Source organism: Polycladomyces zharkentensis (genome assembly GCF_016938855.1).
GTDB lineage: Bacteria > Bacillota > Bacilli > Thermoactinomycetales > JIR-001 > Polycladomyces > Polycladomyces zharkentensis.
Genome location: NZ_JAFHAP010000016.1, coordinates 14,847 through 35,032, shown reverse-complemented (window position 1 = coordinate 35,032; position 20,186 = coordinate 14,847). Strand labels below are relative to the sequence as shown.

General features: G+C 45.6%; 19 protein-coding genes. 14 read left to right on the top strand and 5 right to left on the bottom strand.

Annotation, left to right across the window (positions count from 1 at the left end):
• Nucleotide 1 precedes the first annotated feature (1 nt).
• Genes JQC72_RS14830 through JQC72_RS14780 form a run of 11 tightly spaced genes read left to right on the top strand, consistent with a single transcriptional unit; the run spans nt 2 to nt 11,452 of the window.
• Complete coding sequence (locus JQC72_RS14830) at nt 2-565, top strand: major tail protein (RefSeq protein ID WP_205497002.1); 564 nt, start codon at nt 2-4, stop codon at nt 563-565.
• A 33-nt stretch (nt 566-598) separates the two neighbouring features.
• Nucleotides 599-988, top strand: a complete 390-nt coding sequence (locus JQC72_RS14825) for an HK97-gp10 family putative phage morphogenesis protein (protein WP_205497001.1) — start codon at nt 599-601, stop codon at nt 986-988.
• A 44-nt stretch (nt 989-1,032) separates the two neighbouring features.
• Nucleotides 1,033-1,422, top strand: coding sequence for a phage tail assembly chaperone G (gpG, locus tag JQC72_RS14820; RefSeq protein WP_205496999.1), 390 nt, complete (start codon nt 1,033-1,035; stop codon nt 1,420-1,422).
• Nucleotides 1,422-1,574, top strand: a complete 153-nt coding sequence (locus JQC72_RS14815; RefSeq protein ID WP_205496998.1) for a hypothetical protein — start codon at nt 1,422-1,424, stop codon at nt 1,572-1,574. Before gpG ends, JQC72_RS14815 begins: the two co-directional genes overlap by 1 nt.
• Nucleotides 1,575-1,591: 17 nt before the next feature.
• Nucleotides 1,592-5,434, top strand: coding sequence for a phage tail tape measure protein (locus JQC72_RS14810; RefSeq protein ID WP_205496996.1), 3,843 nt, complete (start codon nt 1,592-1,594; stop codon nt 5,432-5,434).
• Nucleotides 5,427-6,881: a distal tail protein Dit gene (locus JQC72_RS14805; RefSeq protein WP_205496994.1), complete on the top strand. Its 1,455-nt coding sequence runs from the start codon at nt 5,427-5,429 to the stop codon at nt 6,879-6,881. The genes JQC72_RS14810 and JQC72_RS14805 overlap by 8 nt, the downstream gene beginning before the upstream one ends.
• On the top strand, nt 6,881-9,835 hold the full coding sequence (locus tag JQC72_RS14800; protein ID WP_302104910.1) for a phage tail spike protein: 2,955 nt from the start codon (nt 6,881-6,883) through the stop codon (nt 9,833-9,835). The genes JQC72_RS14805 and JQC72_RS14800 overlap by 1 nt, the downstream gene beginning before the upstream one ends.
• 14 nt (nt 9,836-9,849) lie before the next feature.
• A complete protein-coding gene (locus JQC72_RS14795) occupies nt 9,850-10,173 on the top strand; it encodes a hypothetical protein (protein WP_205496991.1) in 324 nt (107 codons plus the stop codon).
• On the top strand, nt 10,173-10,313 hold the full coding sequence (locus JQC72_RS14790; RefSeq protein ID WP_205496989.1) for a CD1375 family protein: 141 nt from the start codon (nt 10,173-10,175) through the stop codon (nt 10,311-10,313). Before JQC72_RS14795 ends, JQC72_RS14790 begins: the two co-directional genes overlap by 1 nt.
• Nucleotides 10,314-10,319: 6 nt before the next feature.
• The gene (locus JQC72_RS14785; RefSeq protein WP_205496987.1) at nt 10,320-10,718 is read left to right on the top strand and encodes a phage holin family protein; all 399 of its coding nucleotides are present in this window, start codon (nt 10,320-10,322) and stop codon (nt 10,716-10,718) included.
• Nucleotides 10,715-11,452, top strand: a complete 738-nt coding sequence (locus JQC72_RS14780; RefSeq protein ID WP_205496985.1) for an N-acetylmuramoyl-L-alanine amidase — start codon at nt 10,715-10,717, stop codon at nt 11,450-11,452. Before JQC72_RS14785 ends, JQC72_RS14780 begins: the two co-directional genes overlap by 4 nt.
• A gap of 263 nt (nt 11,453-11,715) precedes the next feature.
• On the opposite strand, the gene JQC72_RS16640 is transcribed toward JQC72_RS14780, so the two are convergent.
• The 4 genes from JQC72_RS16640 to JQC72_RS14765 form a co-directional block, all read right to left on the bottom strand.
• Entirely contained in the window at nt 11,716-11,850 is a 135-nt protein-coding gene (locus tag JQC72_RS16640; RefSeq protein WP_302104900.1) for a hypothetical protein, read from the bottom strand.
• A 286-nt stretch (nt 11,851-12,136) separates the two neighbouring features.
• A complete protein-coding gene (locus JQC72_RS14775) occupies nt 12,137-13,078 on the bottom strand; it encodes a DUF2726 domain-containing protein (RefSeq protein WP_205496984.1) in 942 nt (313 codons plus the stop codon).
• A gap of 180 nt (nt 13,079-13,258) precedes the next feature.
• Entirely contained in the window at nt 13,259-13,408 is a 150-nt protein-coding gene (locus JQC72_RS16915; RefSeq protein ID WP_419179879.1) for a hypothetical protein, read from the bottom strand.
• A 53-nt stretch (nt 13,409-13,461) separates the two neighbouring features.
• Entirely contained in the window at nt 13,462-13,875 is a 414-nt protein-coding gene (locus JQC72_RS14765) for a hypothetical protein (RefSeq protein ID WP_205496981.1), read from the bottom strand.
• Between the two features lie 304 nt (nt 13,876-14,179).
• Between JQC72_RS14765 and JQC72_RS14760 the strand changes: the two genes are divergently transcribed.
• Nucleotides 14,180-15,793 carry an AlwI family type II restriction endonuclease gene (locus tag JQC72_RS14760; RefSeq protein WP_205496979.1) on the top strand — a complete coding sequence of 538 codons (1,614 nt, stop codon included), beginning with the start codon at nt 14,180-14,182 and terminating at the stop codon, nt 15,791-15,793.
• Between the two features lie 33 nt (nt 15,794-15,826).
• Here JQC72_RS14760 and JQC72_RS14755 read toward each other — a convergent pair whose 3' ends face one another.
• Entirely contained in the window at nt 15,827-16,945 is a 1,119-nt protein-coding gene (locus JQC72_RS14755; protein ID WP_205496977.1) for a DNA cytosine methyltransferase, read from the bottom strand.
• A gap of 429 nt (nt 16,946-17,374) precedes the next feature.
• On the opposite strand from JQC72_RS14755, the gene JQC72_RS14750 reads away from it, so the two are divergent.
• Entirely contained in the window at nt 17,375-19,303 is a 1,929-nt protein-coding gene (locus tag JQC72_RS14750; protein WP_205496976.1) for an HNH endonuclease, read from the top strand.
• 24 nt (nt 19,304-19,327) lie between these two features.
• Entirely contained in the window at nt 19,328-19,792 is a 465-nt protein-coding gene (locus tag JQC72_RS14745; protein ID WP_205496974.1) for a hypothetical protein, read from the top strand.
• Nucleotides 19,793-20,186 lie beyond the last annotated feature (394 nt).

The window sequence follows — 20,186 nt, the reverse complement described above, 5'->3', positions numbered from 1 at the left end:
AATGGCAGTGCAAGTGGGTTTGCGGGATCTTTATTATGCTGTGTTGACGAAAGACGATCCCACTGGAGTTACGTACCAAACGCCGAAAAAGGTAGCGGCGGCGATTAACGCCAAGATTTCGCCCAAAACCAACTCGGAAACGCTTTATGCAGATGACGGCCCCGTGGAAACCGCTTCGTCCCTCGGTGAGATTGAGGTGGAACTGGAGGTGAGCGATCTGCCATTGGACGTCCAAGCGGAGTTGTTGGGACACACCGTAAGCCAGGGCGTCATCATTAAGAAATCCACGGATATTGCTCCCTATGTGGCGATTGGCTTCAAATCGGTCAAATCGAACGGGAAATTCCGTTATGTCTGGCTTCTCAAAGGGAAATTTGAAGTGCCTGAATCGGAATACAAGACGATGGAAGACAAACCGGAGTTTCAAACGGCGACAATCAAAGGAACCTTCATTCGCCGGGATTGGGATAATGCATGGCAGAAAATTGCTGATGAAGATCATCCCGACTATGTCCCCAATATCGGTCAGAACTGGTTCAGCGCCGTTGAACCGCCGACAGCCTAATACATTTTCGGATAACAAAAAGGTGGTGGCGGGATGGCGGAAATTGACTGGTATGGGGTCGAAGAAATGCTTCTTAACATTCAGCGTCTGGGCCAGAAGGTATCCCGCCGGGAAAATCAGGCGCTCAGAGCTGGGGCGAAGGAGCTGCAGGAGACCATGGCCCGGAATGCACCAGGGCCTTCGGATAAAAAGCGGGCGGTTCATCTGAAAGATAACATTCAGATGAGCCGCGTCAAGGAATCGGAAGAAGGAAAAGTAATTGAGGTGGGGCCGGGGAAAACATCGTTCTACGCTCGATTTTTGGAGTTTGGGACATCGAAGATGTCTCCGCATCCGTTTGTCGGTCCAAGTATCGTGGAATCCCGCGAACGGGTACTGAAAGCGATGGCCGTTGAATTGCGGAGGGGAATGGGTTTAGGTTGAGGGCCGGATGACTGGCCCTCTCACTTTTATTTATGGAGGGTTGTATGATGCTGAAAATCCAGCTTCGATTGCATGGCGAAACCAAAACTTACTGTCAGGACTTTATTTCTGGTTATCTGTTCCGTCGGGCACTTGATTTGGACGATAAGCGAAACAAGTTCCTGAAAAAGCTACTGGATCAGGAAAATGGACAGGATATGACCCAGGAGCAGGAGGAGCTGTTAAACGAGTTATACCATTTCGTTTCAGAGGTTTTTGGGGGACAATTCACCCCTGAAGAATACGAGCGAGGAACCGATGCTCGGGAGATCATCGACCAGTCCTGGGCGATTGTTCATGGCATCATTAATCAGGTAATGGAGCCGCTAAAAGAGCTGGATGACGATGAAGATGTCAAAAAAAAGAAACGGCCGAAGCCGAACCGGCGGAAGTAGTGAATGAATTGTATCTGAATCTGATCCAGCAGGGCTGGAAGCTCCATGAAATCGACCAAATGGATATGGTCTTTTATATGCGGCTGTATGCCCATGTCGCGAAGAAGCAACAAAAAGAAGAAAAGGTCTACATTGACCAGATCCTCTTTTAGGGAAGGGGGGGAACAGCATGGCAGAATCTCTCGGCGAGATCAGGGGTCAGGTCAAACTGGAAACCAAGGGATTTGAGCAAGGGATTTCGCAAATCAACCGCCAATTGAGGCTGGTCAAAAGTGAAATGGACACCAGCTCTGCAAAAATGCGGGCATTTGGGCAATCGCAGGACCAATTGAGGCTCCATGCTAATTTGCTGGCCAAGCAGATCGATCTGCAAAGACAAAAAGTGTCTTTGCTTTCCCAAATTCATGAGGCGTATACCCAAAAACTCGGTGCGAATGCCAATGAAACCGAGAAAATGGCGGTTCGATTGAATCGGGCCCAAGCTGAATTGGCCAATATGGAAGGGGCCCTCCGGCGTGTAAATACCCAAATGAACCAGCAACGCTCGTTATTTGGTCGCTTTGGCCAAAATATGTTTTACATCCGGGAGCAGGCGATTGAGACGGGAATTGCCCTCGGTGCGATGGCGGGCGGATTGGCGGTTGCATTGGGAAGCGCGGTCAAGAAAGCGGCGGACTTTGAGGCGCAATTATCCAGTGTCAAAGCGGTCACGGGAGCTTCGGCCCAAGAGATGGAACAGTTCCGCCAGCTGGCGATCCAAATGGGGGCAAAGACAAAATTTAGCGCAATGGAGGCTGCCCAAGGGATCGAGGAGTTGGCGAAGGCGGGCGTGTCTACCCGCGACATATTGAATGGCGGTCTGAAAGGAGCTTTAGACCTTGCCGCGGCCGGTGAGTTGAGTCTGGCTGAAGCGGCGGAAATCGCCTCCACTGCGCTGAATGCCTTTAAGGCGGATCATCTGTCCGTTGCGGAGGCGGCCAACATCCTCGCAGGTGCGGCGAACGCATCGGCAACGGATGTTCATGAACTGCGCTATGGTTTGGCCGCTGCGGCTGCGGTTGCATCGGGGGCAGGCATGTCCTTCCGGGATACGGCCACTGCACTGGCGGTGTTTGCGCAAAATGGACTTAAGGGAAGCGATGCCGGGACCAGTTTGAAAACCATGCTTCTCAACCTTTCTCCGTCATCAAAAGAAGCTGCCGAGGAAATGAAAAAGCTTGGTATCATCACCGCAGACGGGAAAAACCAGTTCTTTGACGCTCACGGCAAGGTGAAATCCTTTGCCGAGATCGCTGGGGTTCTCCGGGATAGATTGAGGAACTTATCTGAAGAACAGCGAAACCAAGCGCTGAAAACGATGTTCGGAACTGATGCGATCCGGGCGGCCAATATTGCCTTTAAGGAAGGGGCGGAAGGCGTCCGAGAGATGGCCCAGGAGATGTCCAAGACCACGGCGGCGGAAGTGGCGAGTCAGCGGATGAACAACCTCAAGGGGACGATAGAGCAACTGCGTGGCGCTTTTGAAACGGCTCAGATCGAAATGGGAAGTATGTTTCTTCCGGTTTTGAGGAGTCTCGCCAATGGGGTTCAGAGTGTGATGGATTGGTTCTCTCAACTCAATCCGACCACCAAGGAAGCGATTGGAATCTTTGCTTCAGTTACTGCCGGTGTTCTGGCATTGGGCGGAGCTATTGCGGGGATTATCGCCATTTCCAACCCCTTCGTGGCCGCTATTGTCGGGGCAAGTGTGGCCATCGGTGGACTGGCTGGGTTATCCCACAAGCTATCCGCAGACATGAATCAAGCGGAAACGGATGCCAGACGGTTCGGTGTTGGAGTCTCGCAAGGGACGATCCAGGCGGCCAAGGGCTATATGGATTTGCGGGATAAAGCGATGGTCAACCTTGCAAGGTTGAGAATCGCTTCCGGTGCAGAGGCTAAACGGATCGTGAACGAAACGGTCGCTATCTTCGCCCAAATGGGAGATAAAATCGTCACCGAGCTGAATCGGGACAAAATCAATGTCCAGAAGGCTACGGCCACCATGCTTACTCAAGTGCCCAATGCGTTGAAACCTGCGGTTCAAAAAGTGGCGGATGACGCCATCAAGAAAATTGACACCCAGATCAAGAAGATTCAACAGGCCAATGAAATCATTCGAAAAGGATTGTTGGAATACGGCGGAAACCTTTCCAAGATGCCGAAGAAGTTTGCTGCCGAATACCAGCAAGCACTCCGGGATGTGGATCAAGGGGCACAAACCTTTGTCAAGAAAGTCAGTGATCTGAACAGCTTCATGAAGAAGTTGGAATCGGAGCGGGGGAAAATCTCGGTTGAAGGTGCCAAACAGTGGATGACCACGATTGATCAAACCTACAAGCATGCCGTCGATGCAGCAAAACGAACATCCAAGGAGCTGAAGGCCGTCTGGGAGGAACAACTGGCCAATGGCAATATTACACGTGAGCAGTATAATCAGCAAATCGCGATCATTGACCAGATGGAGCGAGAGAAGATCGCGGTGGCACAACAAAAACGCGCACAGGCCATCCAGGAATTGAGAAAAAGCATGTCGGATGAAGCGCAGCAATACCAGCTCGCAACTGGACAGATGCTGGATGGTTTCATGGGATATGTGACGGCCAAGACCGGATTGATGAAATCCGATGCCCAGTTGAACGAAGAGGGGAAAAAGAACAACGAGGAATTTGCCAACAGTGTAAGCCAATCTGCCGCTAAAGCGACGGAAGCGGCGCAAAAAGGGCGCGAGCGATTAATCAAACTGTATGGCGATATGGGCATTGTGGCTATGGAATCATTTACGAAAGGGCTGCGCTCCCAAAGCCCTGAGATCATCGCGCAGAAACTGGGTCTCGACTTGAAGTCGAAGATGAAGATCGACCTTGGCCCTGATGGAAAAGTCACTGCCGAATCGTTTGTCAAGGGTCTGGCAAATGGCACTTATGGGTTTAACCAAGTGGCTACATACTTCAATAACCGCTTGAAGCAAGGGATGAAGGTGGACCTGTCGCCTGAAGGAAAGCAAAACATCGCCACGCTTCGTGCAGGAATGCAGGCGGGAATCGTCGATGTCAACAAAGCGGCCAGCCTGCTCGGTCTGGATATCAAAAGCAAAATGAAAGTCAATCTCGGGCCCCAAGGACAATATACCGTCCAGACGCTGTTGAAAGGTTTGCAGGACGGGAAGGTTGATATTCAGACATTCGCCAAAGGGATCGAGAAGCTGCTTAAAGCCAACGCAAAAGCGAATCTTCATCCGGAAGGAAAGGCGGCGGGCGATTCGCATGCCAAAGGACTTAAAGCCAGCCAACCCAATGTACAGGCGGCGGCTATGGCTCTTCGATTGGGGGTTCAATCTCTTTTAGGAAAGACAACGGATGGCGGCGGTGGCAATAAGGCAGGCAGTCAATTCGCCAGCGGGATTTTGAGTAATAAGGGAAAAGCGGCGGGGAATGCCGCGTCAGTGGCAAGTGCCGCCAAGAATAACCTGCAGGTGGACGCTTATGGACTGGGGAGCAATCTCGCCAGCAGCTTTGCCTCGGGGATCCTGGGCGGAAAATTTGGTGTGATTTCTGCCGCAGCGGCGATTGCAAGAGGCGCTTGGCAGGCAATGAAAGATAACCTGAAAATCCACTCTCCTTCCCGTGTCACGATGGAGCTTGGGCGATTTACAGCCCAAGGGTTTGAAGAGGGGATGCGATCCCGTATTTCGCAGATCCGTCGTGTATCCGACCTTCTTTCTAAAGCAGCGATTCCTATCCCTTCAACAAGGAATACGGGAAGCGGCGTCACAGTCCAAACAGTCCAATCGGTCAGTCCGCCTGTAACGGCTCCTGTTTACGTTTCATTGCGGTTTGACCAGCCTGTATTTTTCAAAGATCGGTCGGACATGGAGAAATTGAGCGGGATCCTCGCTCCTTTCATTGCCAAAGAGATCAACAAACAGGATACCTTACTCAACCGGGCGAAAGGGGTGATCCAATTTGGCTAAGTTGATGCTGAACAACGAAGAGATCCCTTCTTTCGTCAAAGTGGGGAAGATCAAGAACCCTCCCCATCCGCCCATTTCGTTGGTGACAACCGACATATCCGGGCGGGCGGGGAGCTATTATTTCGGCCAGAATCTCGGGGAAAGGACCATTACGGTTCCCCTTACCATTGCAGCCTACTCGATGGCCGATTTTCCTGCTAAAAAAAGGGCACTGATGAGTTGGCTGTTTTATGATGAACCCAAACAGCTCGTTTTGCCCGATGAACCGGATAAATACTACATGGCGAAAGTATCCGGGGAGACGGATATTGATAAGCTCCTCCATGTGGGATTTGGTACGATCACATTTGTTTGTCCGGATCCCATCGCCTATGGAGTAACTGAAAAAACGGCCAACTTCATTCCGGGCGACACCAACCCGCTTCAGGTAGTCAACAACGGCGATTTGGATGCGTACCCACAGCTTCACTTTGAATTTACCGGGAATACTACCGAGTTTGGGATCTTCTCCGCCGACGATTATATTTACTTTGGCCAGGCCGCCAACGTGGATACCCAGACAGCCGTAACTAAGCGGACGAAGGTGCTGGACGATGATTGTTCCAGTGTAGCGGGATATACGGCCGGTGTTGGGGTGGACGGTGGGACGGTGGCCGGTACTTTGGCGTCAGACGGAACCAAAATCCGCGCCAGTGATTACGGAAGCGGCTCCACCTGGCACGGTCCGGCGGGGGTGAAATCCCTCGGGCAGCAAATCCAGGACTTCACCGTTCAGGTGGAATGCGGGTTTAAGGCCGGTTATGCCTACCAAGTGGGAAGATTGGAAGTTTACCTGTTGGACATCAACAACGCGGTGATCGGTAAAATGGCGATCCGCGACAGCAGCGTCAGCCTGGACAATCCCTATTTAGAGGCCCGTGCCGGAAACCTGTCCACCGGGCGGGTCTTTGTCAATTATACGGGTCCGGTTGGAAGCTGGAAGCAGCTTAACGGGCCCATTCGGTTAACTCGGATCGGGAACCGGTGGGAGTTCAGTGCCTCACGGCGGGATGAAAACGGAAAGCTGTATAAGACTTTTTCATACAAGTTCATCGACAAGGACAATCTCTACACCCAGAAGCTGGCCGCAATACAGGTCCATTTTGGTGCATACGGGACACGACAAGCGATCTCCACCAACTATATCGAGCAGATCCAGGTGTGGAATGAGAAAACACCGGTTTCTAACGAAGTGCCTTATGTGTTTGAAGCTGGCGATATCCTGGACATCGACTGTTCAACGGGGGAAATCATCAAGACCAGTAATGGAAACCAAGAAGAGTTTTACTATGCAATGGACCCGGGGAGCAATTTCATCCGTTTGATGAAAGGAACCAACGCGCTTGCTGTCTATCCGTCCGACATCATCACCAATTCATATCTGAAGTATCGGGAGAGGTGGTTGTGATGGCCAAGATCCCCAATCTCTATATATTGGATCGGTTTGAAAAAGCCATTGGGATATTAAATCCCTCTCTCCCGAATGCATGTCCGTTTTTCGATGATGTCCGGACGGAGCGAATTGAATATGCCTATCTCACGTATGAGTTTTCCGTTCCGGGCGATCATCCTGCGGCTCAAAATCTGGTCGTCGGGAATCTGATCGTCTATCCATATAGAACCGGTACCTACAATCTCTTTCGGATCGTGAACACAGAAGAGGATCATTCCGACGAGAGGTATATCAAGCGGATTACGTGTGAAAATGCCGCGGTTGGCGATCTGATCAGCAATATCATCCTGCCGACCAAGTTATCCAGCTACACGCTTTCACAGGCCATTTCCTATTTGCTGCAAGGCACCAACTGGCAGGCGGGTGAGGTGGAGCTGGCCGGAACCCAAGATATTGTTTTCGATGATGTGGCCACCTCACTGGATGCACTTCACCAAGTGATGGACAAATTCGGAGCGGAAATTGAATTTGTAGTAGAGTTCAACGGGCTTACGATCACGAGGCGGCTTGTTCATGCCAGACTCCAACGCGGTCGGCAATTAAACAAGCCGTTTGTTTATGGATTGAATCTCAAGGGAGCCAAGCGGAAAGAAGACTATACCCAACTGGTCACGGCACTCTACGGGATCGGGCCCAAAGATTCCGCCGGCAACCTGCTTACCTTTGACACCTACAATCCGACACTTTCTTATCCGTATGAGAAACCCGTAGGAGCCAAATGGGTCGGCGATCAGGATGCTCTTCAGCGATGGTCGAAGGACGGAAAACACATCTTCGGCATCTATAAGGACGACAAAGCGACAAATGCGGTAGAGCTGTTCAACAATACGTTGACGGAATTAAAGCGGCGGAACCGGCCACAACTCACTTATGAAGTGGATATCGCGTTGCTCCCCGACAACGATATCCGGCTTTATGACACAATCCTGGTGAAGGATACCACCTTTGAACCCGAGCTGGTGCTGGAGGCCCGGATTGTGGAAGTAAAAGAATCTCTGACTGACCCAAGTAAGAATCAGGTTAGCTTGGGGGATTATCAGCCGATCCAAATCACCCCGAATGATACGATCAAAGAGATTCAAAAGCAACTCAGGGATACATTGGATACCGCCAAGAAGGCGGCGGGAACGGGGACACATGTCATTGCCAACACGCCGAAACCGCTGGCGAATGGCGACTATGCAAACTTTAACCATTCACTCACCATTCAAGTAACCGAAAATGTCCATTTGGGTTATGTCAGCGTTTTTTGTGACACGGCGGGACAGTCAGGCACGGTGGAACTACGCGATGGCAATGGAAATACCATCGAGAAACGTCAGTTTTCGAACCTTGTCGCCGGAGAAAACCGTTTGAAGCTCGATTTCCTGTTACGTCAGGAAGTCGGTACCTATCAGTTGTATGGTGATTTTTCAGGAAACACTTACCGGACCACAAGCGGAGTTTCGTTCCCGTATGACTCCGGTTCCTTCAAAATAACGGGGACAAGCTCACCGTCGGGGTACTGGTATCACTTCTATGACATTTCGATTGGTGGTCCCGGCGTCAAAGGTGCATATGGTCAGGAGCTGCGTCTCGGGGATAGCGGAAGCCGCTACGGCAAGGTCGTGGCCTATGACTCCAATGGAGAAACGATTGCCATCATCGATGATACCCAGGTTACGTTTGGATCGGTTGTAGCCGAAAATGTCCAGGCTCCGAACGTGGTGACGACTGGGATTCCGGCAGGGACTACCGTCACTTATTATGTGAACGCGAATACGGGAAGCGACGACAATGACGGGAGTAGCAGTACGCCGTTGGCTTCCGTGTATGCCGCCATTGATCGACTTCCACGTGTGTTTGACGGTACGGTGAAAATCTACCTGCAATCCGACATCTATGAGGACATCATCCTGTCAGGGTTCATGGGAAGCGGAAAGATCTTCATCGTGATGAACGGATACACGATGACCGGCACCTTCCTGTGCAAGTCGGTCAAAATGCGGGTGGAACTGTATGGCGGCACAGAGTCCAGCACAAACCTGTACGGCCGAATCAACGCGAAAGCCGGTGAAAACATCGGTGTCATTCAGATTTTCGAAACCGACTACTTTTATGCAAATTACCTCAAGGTATACGGCAACAGTGGAAGTGGTGGGTGTACAGGTGTTGTCACCACTTATGACAACAGTTTCGCCTATTACTACAAATGTGAGTTCTACAACGCCGTCAGCGCTTGCGTCTACTCGGCGTATGGAGCCACGACAATGCTGAACTCGTGTGTCGGAAGTGGTGCGACTTATGGCGTGATGGCGGATTATGCGGGATATATTGGCTGGAGTACCCAGATTCCAGATGGTGCAGGTAACCCGATCCGTGCTGTAAACGGTGGGATGGTGAACCCCTCATCTGTCGGACAGGGCCAGAGCGGATCGGGGACAGGGGGCTCGACGCCAACCGCACCGTCTGTCTATACATGGGATTCTACTTGCGGTGACTCGTGGCGCACCGTCTACAACTCGTGGCGCGGGGATGGAACCGTCCGCCAGGGCGACTGGCAAGGCTATGGTTTGCACACCGGCATCTGGCTGTTTTCGTCTGGGCTGTCTAGTACAGTTACAGGCAAGACGATTAAACGGATTCGTGTGTATCTGAAGCGGCTAAGAGGCGGGAACGATAAGGTAACCGTCACGCTTCGGATGCACAGCTACACGTCGAAACCAACGGGACAACCTTCTGTACTATCGCCGACATACAACGTCACGTTTGCCGTCGGCGAAGCGAAATGGATCGACTTGCCGTCAAGCTGGTTTTCCTACTTCTCGAACGGCACTGCAAAGGGGATCGGTCTGTATACGACCAATGACAGTGACGCCTACTATGCCGTATTCGATGATAGTGCCAAACTCGAGATAACCTACGTTTAACGGAGGTGATTCTCATGAAATACGTCAGTTGCACCCGGGATGGTACCGTCATTGAGGTGTTTGAAAACATCTCTGAAGCCGAATATAACGAAGAAAAGAATATCGTCCGTTTTAAGGACAGTGCAGGAAATGGCGTCATGTTTTCCGGTATGGCGCTTTTTCTTTTTCTACCTGACTCCGTTGCAGTTGCGGAAGGGGATACGGTCACCCCCGAGCTGCAGGCTCAGGATATTCGCCATGAAGTTGCAAAACAAGCCCTGCCATACAGACAGCAGATCGACCAGGATGAAACCCTGGTTTATCTGTTTGAGACACTTCTCGCAAAGGGGGTGATCTGATGCATCCATTGGCGCCGTCTTACGCCCGACTGATACTCGCAGGACTGAAGACGATGGAGGATGTGCCGGATGTAGATACACTTCGCCAAGACGTTCAAACCTGTATGAATGAACAGCAAACGAAATCAAGGAGTGGATGAAACAACATGGAGACGACGTTTAAATTGATTGTTGCCATTGGCGGCGCTGCCGCCTCTTTTTTATGGGGAGGGTGGTCAACCGCGTTGCAAACACTTCTTTTGTTTGTTGCCCTCGATTACCTGACCGGTTTCTTGGCGGCAGGGAAAGAGGGGAAGTTATCCAGTCGGATCGGGTTTCAGGGAATCACGATGAAGGTGGGAATCTTTGCGATAGTGGCCGTGGCCCATCAGGTAGATGCCATGTTGGGCGACGGTCATATTTTCCGGGATGGAGCCACGGCTTTCTATATCGCCAATGAAGCCCTCTCCATCATTGAAAACGCCGGTCGGATGGGTCTCCCCATTCCGCCAAAAATCCAACAAGCTGTAGAAATCCTGCGAGGAAAGGAGATCGATAAGAAATGATTAAAATCTGTCTGGATCCTGGACATGGTGGACCTGATTCCGGGGCGGTGTCGAAGTCAGGGTTGCGTGAGGCAGATGTGGCTTTGAATTTGGCCGAGAAAGTGAGCGGCGCACTGGGTCAATATGAAGGCGTGGCCGTTACCTTCACGCGAGACCGGAACAACAGCAAAAACTATCCTGCACCGCCGCAAGGACTTTATAAGCGCGTAGACATTGCAAACCAATCCGGAGCCGATTTATTCTTGTCACTCCACAACAACTGTGGCGGCGGTTCCGGTTTTGAATCTTATGCGATGAAAGGTGCACCGTCCCGCACGTTGCAAATTCAAAAAGTGATTACCGACAGCGTGTTGGCCTTCCTGAAAGGATACGGGATCGGGGCACACGGGGATGCTGTTAAAAACGATACAGAAGGTGCACACTCCCGCATTTATGTTCTGCGTGCCACCAAAATGCCTGCTGTGTTGCTTGAAAACCTGTTCATTGACAACCCGAACGAAGAAAGATTGTTGCGTGACGGTAAATTCCTTGATGGGTTGGCCCAAGCGATTGCGGAAGGCGTGGCCGCTACTTTTGGCTTGAAAAAGAAAGCCGCACCCCAACCGAAGCCGATGCATCGCGTCATCGTGGACGGAAAATCGGTGATTGATTCAGCTTATAAAGATAAAGTGTTGGCGGCAGTGTCGGCGGCGCTGGACAAGTACCAAGACAAAGTGGAGATTATCAAGCGGTAACGGAAAAGTGGCTGGTGGGAGCGATTTAATGATTTAAAATAGACGTAGACCAAGATCAGACATTAAATAAAGAGACCGGGCGGCAGATAACCGCCCGGTTATTAAGCCCGTATTGCCTATTACATGCAACATTTTTCGTATTCTTTTAGAAGGTGATTCAATTAGGACCGATTTTTGATAATTGGGTAAGTTGGATTCATAAACATATTGGAATATTATGATAGTAGTAATGAACCGATAAAAAAAGAGGGATATTCATTCCGTTACCTTCTGATCTGGCCTTTTTCACTTTCTCGGATGATCTGAGCATCCATTTGAGGTACGGTAATTTCCCAGCCTACCTGGGTAGAGAAAACCCCGTCTACATGGCCGGGGTACTTCTTTTCTTTTTCGCTCATGTCGGCTGCCTCACTGATTCATTTATCCCGCTGCTTCTCCAAAATTCAATTTCCCTTGTATCAATGGACGAGCGTACCGGCCACAGCACGCCACCTACACCGTGGCCGGGTGAACAGCGATGATTCGGGAGCTTTGGTGCATTGGTATTCAATTCCGCATTGTTCGCGGAACTCCTGATCAAAAACAAAAGAGCACCTTTTAGAAAAAAGGTGCTAAACCGGCCAATTAATGGCCGGTTTGAGCTTGTGTCAAAAGAGGGCTTATTTAGCCTTCTTTTTGAACTTGTCAATCAACGCTAACACCAAACATATTCGCTATTTCTAAAAGAACCAGTAATTCTCCAATATCTGCTGACAAAATCCAGGGAACAACTCCTTTACAATGAAATGTACGGACAGGAATCTTCCTATGACATAAGATATTCTTCGTGGAAAAAGGGTCTTCTGGATCTTTTTTATTTTCACGGTACTCAGCAATTACCAGACACGAATCATATCCTTCATCATCCTGGTCAGGATAGCCGAGTTTTTTAGATAAGGGAGTCGGATCCCCGAGGATTTTGGAACAGCTAATAGGTAGCTTTTTTTCAAGCATCAATTTATGTTGTAACTTCATTATTTTCCTCAAGATTGGGTTATATCTATATTTGCTTTCGACTTCCCTTTCCAACCCATACTGCTCAATAATGACTTCTCTCTGAATTGGATCGTAAACATTTTTCAGTTCTTCCTCTAATAGATGAACATCCTCTTGAAAAAGACGATTAAATTCCCGATTTGCTAAATAAGTTCCAATGATCCCATCTAGGACTGTTATTTGATTTTCGATTAGCTCAACTTCGGGGTAGGAAATGATAACAAATGGCATTTTAGCCGAATGACAAAGTATTGTTTTACAGTCGAGCTTCAATTTCCGGTAGGGATCACACGTTTCTTTTACTTGTACGTATTCCTTTTCTGTGTTGTAACCCATGCCCAAACCATCGAACTCAATGATGAGGATTGGATTACTACTGTCTTTATCCACCACAACAAAATCAAAATTCGTTTTTTCTAAAAAGGAAAATTCCCTCTCCCCGATCTTAGGATGATTACGTACCTTTTTTCTCTCAAAAACATTAAATACAGGGACATGCGCATGAATCATGAATTTATCAGACAAATTGGAGTGAAGATAAAGGTACAACCGCTCTTCCGTCTTGCTATCAAAGAGATTTTCTCTAAGCATAAGACCTCCATTATTCCCACGTGCTCTTTCGTTTGTTCAGGAAAAAACCAAGGGTTCGTCATCAAGCTCAAATCGGCTAATTAATAGCCGGTTTTTTTATGTTGGTCAAAACTCGTTCGGAAGAGTCTTGTACTATTTCGCGCAAGCGAACCAAACGCCCCGTAAGGGATCGGCTGTTTTTTATGTCGAATGGGGAGACGTCTCTTCTTCACCCTTTAATTTATGGGGAAATTCGTAAGTCATTATTAGCAATACCTCAACAAAACTCAAGATTTTCTCTGCATCATTTCTCACATAATGTACAATTTCATGGTTAGCCTGATTACCCAACTGGCGGATATGGTCAACCCAAATTTTTTGATTGTCAGATATCAATGATTTCTCTACCAAAAATCAACATAGTGTTTGAATGATTTTCCTTCTTCGGCACCTTGCTCTACAGCAATATGCATTAGTAGCTTGCGACACAACATCACAGCCGCAGTATAAGCTCCAACACTTGTGCAATCACGGGCTTCATTATAAACTTTTTCCACATCCTTAGGAAGATGCTTAACTGTTCTACCTATCATGGGAGCAGGAGTTTGTTTTTGACAGTCTGTCCCAAAATATTCAAAAAAAGTGGGTAGATTACAGAAACTGCAAATATAGATAAAGTGTTTGTATTTAGTGTGGTGGTAATTCTTTATTTGATTAAAAAAGCCTTGATTAGAAGCTGTAACTGAACCACAATACCCGCACACAAATTGTGCTCCATGTAATGTCTTTGCACTCCAGTCTCCGTTTAAACTATACATTTTCTCTCCCACCAAAATAGTTTCTAAAACCTACCTAAATTAATTTTTCGTATCGAGTGTCAATTTTGTGTTCACTTGGCCAAAAGAAAAAAACGCGGAATGATCCGCGTCGGCTGTCATTTTTTTATGTTGGTCAAAGCCCATATCACTTCCCTGTTTTCAAGCGTTTTTTTTCGCTTATCCCGTTCCCTCCTCGTATTCCTTGATATACGAAAATATATACTATTCGAAAACTTTTCTGCTACATGTCGATGTTTATATAATAAAAAAACACAAGATTATTTAACTTACGGAGGTTTAAGACATGAGCAGGAAAACGTGGTTTATTACACGGCCTGAACGCGATCCTCATTTTCACAGAGATGCGTTAATGGCTCTTAAGAAAGCGACAAATAACTTTACAATTAAATGGGATCGTAATAGAGAAGTTCATAAGGAATATGAACGAGCTTTGTCGTTAGCTAATCTAAAAAGAAATAACGTAAGCCATGATGGTTCTGGAGGACGAACTTGGTTTGCATTACTAAAAACATTTTCTTACTGTTACACTAATGATGATGGATACATAGTTCCCACTAAAGTTGGATTAGCAATATTGGAAGGAAAAAAAGTGTTTGAGAATATCAAGAAACAGATTCTTACATTCCAAATTCCAAATGCTTACTTTTTAGAACCTGGATTTCGACCTAAATTTGATGAAGGATTTGAGATCCGTCCAATATTGTTTTTGATTCGCTTAACCAATCAAGAATTACTTGATTATTATTTAACAAAAGAGGAAATAACCTATTTCGCTTTAACTGCTAAGAAAGATTCTGATTTGGACGAAGTAATCCATAAGATTGTTGATTACAGACATTCCCCTATTGAAAAGAAGATTGAAATGAAAGAAGAAATAGCGAATTGTTATGATCACAGGGATCGTGTCGATAAAGATTCGAGAAGCTTTGAAGAAAATCATTCTGATGTAGCACATACATTTATGTTAATTAGTGAATACACTGGTCTAGTCGAGTATATAAGAGGTAAAGCTTTACGAGTTAATCCAGAAAAAAGTACTAGTATAAAAGAAGAATTGGATTACTTTGAAACCCGTTATCCTTTTAATAAACGATATTTAATATCTAGAGAGCGCATGTATGAAAATAGCGGATTAGATGTGGATAGCTATAAAGCTACTAGGATGGGAGAAAAAAAACCTGCATCAAACGCAAGAAAAAAGGAGATAAAAGTCAAATCATTGTTGAAAGACTATCCTAGTATTTCAAATCTAAGTATAGAAAAGCTTGAGCAGATATTTAGACAGGAGTTTAATCCTGCGCAAGCAAAGAAATTAGCTTTTGAAGTTGCTCAAAATTCATCAAGATTTGACCAGCTAAATAACGATTTTGTAGAAAGTTACTTATCAGAAGAAAATAACCTTAAATTTGAGGATAAAACTGGTGAAGTGCTAAATGCATTAGGGTTTCAAGTGGTCATGAGACCAGATTCGGCAAATACTAAAACAGAAATTGAGATTTTACTAAAATATGGAGAAAATAAATGTGGAATAATTGATACCAAAAATTATCGTCAAAAATTCTCGCTTAGTGCATCGTTAGCATCTCATATGGCATCTGAGTATATTCCAAACTATGATAACTTTGAAGGTAGAGAATTGTGCTTTTTTGGTTATGTAACTGCGAATGATTTTGGTGGTGAAAATAATTTAGTTAGGATTAGCGAGAAAGCAAAAAAAATCATTAATAAAGATATAAATGGAATAATCATTAGTGCCAGAGTCCTTCTTTCTTTTTTGGATTATTGTATTGAGAATAACATTGCAAAGGAAAAGAGGTTACAGATGTTTTTGAACGCCATTAAGAATAGAGGTTACAAAACATTTGGGGAGTTTATGAATGTAATTAAACAGGTATAGGAACATGATGTTCAAGCAAACTGAAGCAATGCTTCAGTTTGCTTGTTCTTGAAGGACTTTTACCAGATCATTTCCTTCCATTTCTTCAAAATTCCATTTAGGCTCTACCCATTTATATCGATTACCAGCGAATGTATCAAGTATTGCTTGCATTATTATTTTTGCTCCCAATGGGGGAACTGCCATACCAATCTGTTTCCTAACCATTTCTTTTGGACCTTCAAATACAAAATCATCCGGGAATGTTTGCAATCTTGCACGTTCACGGTTTGTGAGTGCCCGATTTTCTTTCCAATGGTAACCGTGAGTACCGCCACCACCTGATCCGGTAATAGTATAAGCTGGTTCATCAGGATGCAATCTTCTATAGATCTGACTCATTTTAACCTTTTTTACATTAAGTCGTAGTTCTTCTGGGATTCCATCATACCATGCATTCTCACCAGGTGGGATATATTTCAGCATTTCAATTACTTTGGAGCTGTGACGCGTTTGCTCATTATTGGCAGCATCAGGTGGTATAGGAGGTACTTCTAACGCTTCACGAGCTGTTACATATCTGTCCACGTGGGTAGGTGCAGGTACACGGAATTGTAGGTTAAGGTCTTTTCTTATACCAACAATAATTATTCTATGTCTTTTTTGAGGTACTCCATATTCCTCAAATTTGTATAAGTGAGGAGTAATGTTGTACCCTTTACCAGCATTTGCGATATCATGAAGTATTTTTTTGAAGGCATTTCCCTCGTTTGCACTCTGAAGTCCACCAACATTTTCCGCTATAAAAAACAATGGGTTATGGTAATTTAATACTTTTACACCGTATGTGTAAAGTGGACCATACTTTCCATCTGTACCTTTGTGTTCTCCAACAATACTAAAATCGTTACATGGAAATCCGAATGTAAAGCAATCAATGGGAGGTAACTTTTCAATTTCTAATTCACGGACGTCTTTACAAATAACAGATTCGGGATTATCTGGGCAAATATTTTTTCTAAAAGTTTGGCATGCATAAGGATCAATATCATTTGCCCACGTGTGCTCTACTTTAAAAACCTCTCCTGTTTTCTTATTAATAGATTGTGGAAGTTTACAACCTAAAGCTAAACCACCAGGCCCGCAAAATAACTCCCCTTTTCTAAATATCATCTATACTTCACCCTTATGTAGAATATGTGTTCCTAGATGGTTACATCATTGATTATACTTAATTCTCCAGTAAAAAGCAGCATCAAGATTTACCTATTATGTTATTCAACTACATTGGGTAAGTTATGTTTAACAGTGAGAAATACGTGGGTTTCGAACAAACAAAAGGCTGATTTTTTGTAATGATGAATAAAGATGAGAAGTGAAGATATTGCGTGACAATGGTAGTACATTTTTTATATTTTATTGCTCCTAAGATATCTAAAGTAGAAGCGATTATTAGGAAGAGTATTCATTTAGTTACTTGGCGACAAGATAAGAAAACCGACAAACCATTTCCGTAATATTACTATTTGTCTATTAAAACCAGACGAATATTGGTGTAATATAGAATCCGTATAGAAATTTTTTCTTTCCGGAGGGATTTTATTGAGGGGATTTTGGAGTGCCTTATCAGGCATATTTTCGAGAGTTTTGGGGAACCGGCGTGGATCACCAACCATTGAATATGTCATCGTGATGAGTGCGGCTGCGTTGTTGGGACTAGCTATTTTTAACGCTGTCATCAGTGAACCGGTCAAAAAGTCAATGGCATGCGCGATTAAGACCCAAATCGCTCGTATCAATCAGGATGCCAGTGTGTTAGCCGGATGTGAAGCCTTTGTAGGCGGAGGCTCTTCATCTCATAACCGTATCTTACAGGGAGCTTCTCAGTTTGATCAAAAATCACCATACTCCTCATTATCCTATGAGGGAAGCAATCATTCCCCTCCAAACTTGGGGCCTCTAGGTGATGGCAATCAACAAAAACCTCATATCCAACCGTTGAAAAACAAGCAGGATACTGGTTTATGGGGCTCATTCAAGAATGGATTGGGATGGTTATGGGATAAAACGAAGGAGTACTCAGGTAAAGCATGGGATTTTACCAAGGGTGTCGCTTCAGATGTTTGGGATTGGATCAAGGACCATACAGAAGAGCTCGGAGCGATTGGAACGGTCGTACTTGGTGTAGTTTTATGTTTTGTGCCGTTCGCTGAAGAAGCAGGGGTTGCCCTGATCGTCAGAGGGGCAGGCTATTCCATATTAGGTGGGTCTGGAATAGGAGGATTGTTCTCTTATCTTCAAGGTAATGGCCCAAAGGAAATCGCTAGAGACATAATGATTGGCGGCATTGTCGGTCTGATTACCCACGGTGTTGGAGAAGGGATCGGGCAAACTCTCACATCTGTTCTGGGAAAAGTCGCCAAGCCTATTGTCCAACGATTGGCCCCTTATGTCAGTAATTTTATGAAGTTTATAGGTGCTGGTGGTACAGCATCCGCTTCGGATGATATTCTTCATGGAAGAAAAATAGATTGGAAAAAAGCTGGTATTTCAGCGCTAGCTACATTGCTTTTGTTTAGCGGTGGGCATTATATCAATAAATACGGCACCCAACTCATTCAAGGGATTAACAATCTCAAAAACCCCTTTGCGCAAGAGGTTGTTTTAGCTAACGGGAGTACATACCAACCCAAAATTGGCGATACAGCTTTTGGACAGTGGTTACAGAAGTTTGCAGGTCAAACGGCATCTTCGGAAGGTGTTCAGGCCGCCAAATGGCTATCTGAATCTGAAAGAGAAAGCATTCGTGCAGCGAATTTAAGAAAATACGGTCAAGAACCTTCATCGAAAAAGGAGTTTTCTCCAAATGAAAATGCTGGTAAAGTTGTGGATAAAAACGGAAAAAAATATTTAACGTATTATGATGGGAGAGAAAGAGCTATTCGCAACTCTTCATACGCAGGCAAGAATTTTACTATTGATGTTAATGGTCAGAAGTATGAGGTGCCGTTTGACCAAAACGGATTTCCTGATTTTAGACAATGGACAGATTATGAATCCCGTTTAAATGTTGATCAGTATTTATTGGTTGATGACACTCAATTTAAGCTACTTGATAAACGTTTAGCTAAAGATATGGAAAACAATCCTGAACTGACAAAAAAAATAGACAATACATTTCTGGAAGTATTAGAGAAAGGAATTGGAGATCGAAATAGCCCTGGAATCGAAAAACTAAAGGTGTTTATTAGAGATAATCCTGTGATAAAAAACAATCTTTCTGATTCCGAGTTATCCGAATTGTCTTCCGGGAGGGGAAGTGCTACTCTTATTGAGAAATTAAATAAAAACCCAAAGTTAAAAGAAGAGTTCATCAAAGCCAATCATGAATGGATTAGTAAAGGGGAAGATCCAGTTGGGTATGTATGGCACCATCATCAGGAAGAAGGGTTAATGCAACTTGTGAAATCTAGAGTCCATGGTAACATAAGACATACAGGCGGACGTCAAATTTGGGGCGGTGGACGTTGACAAGACAATAGAGGGGGGATTCAAATGGATCATAATACCCGAATGCTTGTCAAGCAAGCTATTGACGAAGAACAGGAAGCGACGATCCAAAAGTTCCGAACTCTCATACAGTACCCTTTTCATCCGGATGCCAAATTTGTAGAATTAGAAATAAGAGGAAATGGCGGGGTTTTTGGTGTCACTTGTACACAAATGGATGAAAATTATGGGCAACTTATGCATAATGCTTATGGAGAACCAGATAATGATTTGCCTACATTTGGTTTCTATCTTTACTCAAAATTAGATAAAGACCGTTCGGAGATTCGTGATGATGAAGAGTTAGTCGAAGAGATTGATGAGTTTGCAAAAGAGTACTTTGTTTCATTTTTCCAACGATGTTTTAACGCAGCAGATGGAAAGAAATCACCGATTCCCATTTACTTGTTTTACCCTAATTCCGGCGATAGCTATGATTTGAAGCAAGAAAAGTGGGTTGAAATGGAGTAAGGTAAAAAGATGGATATAAAGAAGAAATAAAAAGAAACCCGTCCAGATTGTGAGCCATGGGCGGGTTTCTTTTGTAACGCCTGGCAAACAAGGGGAGAAAGAGATCTGAAGATCTCATTCCGACCTCCGATGGAACCATGGTGAAGGTGGAACTATGACGAATCCAACCGCAAGGTGATAACGTAAGCTGTCATCGTAAGTCACAGCAGTTCTATATATCCTTCTGTTTCGTTCAAACGGATTCGCTGTCCGTCTTTGATCAGTTTCGTAGTGTTTTCCACCTCTACGACTGCCAGAAGACCTTCGGACGGGCTGTTCGAACTTCTTCGGCAAGGCCTGCTATAAATGTAGTACCGCTTCATAAAGGCATACTTAGGATTCCCAGGAAACATGG

Coding starts and splice junctions, on each gene's coding strand:
- JQC72_RS14830 (WP_205497002.1), top strand. CDS start 2: ATGGCAGTGCAAGTGGGTTTGCGGGATCTTTATTATGCTGTGTTGACG.
- JQC72_RS14825 (WP_205497001.1), top strand. CDS start 599: ATGGCGGAAATTGACTGGTATGGGGTCGAAGAAATGCTTCTTAACATT.
- gpG (WP_205496999.1), top strand. CDS start 1,033: ATGATGCTGAAAATCCAGCTTCGATTGCATGGCGAAACCAAAACTTAC.
- JQC72_RS14810 (WP_205496996.1), top strand. CDS start 1,592: ATGGCAGAATCTCTCGGCGAGATCAGGGGTCAGGTCAAACTGGAAACC.
- JQC72_RS14800 (WP_302104910.1), top strand. CDS start 6,881: ATGGCCAAGATCCCCAATCTCTATATATTGGATCGGTTTGAAAAAGCC.
- JQC72_RS14795 (WP_205496991.1), top strand. CDS start 9,850: ATGAAATACGTCAGTTGCACCCGGGATGGTACCGTCATTGAGGTGTTT.
- JQC72_RS14790 (WP_205496989.1), top strand. CDS start 10,173: ATGCATCCATTGGCGCCGTCTTACGCCCGACTGATACTCGCAGGACTG.
- JQC72_RS14785 (WP_205496987.1), top strand. CDS start 10,320: ATGGAGACGACGTTTAAATTGATTGTTGCCATTGGCGGCGCTGCCGCC.
- JQC72_RS14780 (WP_205496985.1), top strand. CDS start 10,715: ATGATTAAAATCTGTCTGGATCCTGGACATGGTGGACCTGATTCCGGG.
- JQC72_RS16640 (WP_302104900.1), bottom strand. CDS start 11,850: ATGAGCGAAAAAGAAAAGAAGTACCCCGGCCATGTAGACGGGGTTTTC.
- JQC72_RS14775 (WP_205496984.1), bottom strand. CDS start 13,078: ATGCTTAGAGAAAATCTCTTTGATAGCAAGACGGAAGAGCGGTTGTAC.
- JQC72_RS14765 (WP_205496981.1), bottom strand. CDS start 13,875: ATGTATAGTTTAAACGGAGACTGGAGTGCAAAGACATTACATGGAGCA.
- JQC72_RS14760 (WP_205496979.1), top strand. CDS start 14,180: ATGAGCAGGAAAACGTGGTTTATTACACGGCCTGAACGCGATCCTCAT.
- JQC72_RS14755 (WP_205496977.1), bottom strand. CDS start 16,945: ATGATATTTAGAAAAGGGGAGTTATTTTGCGGGCCTGGTGGTTTAGCT.
- JQC72_RS14745 (WP_205496974.1), top strand. CDS start 19,328: ATGGATCATAATACCCGAATGCTTGTCAAGCAAGCTATTGACGAAGAA.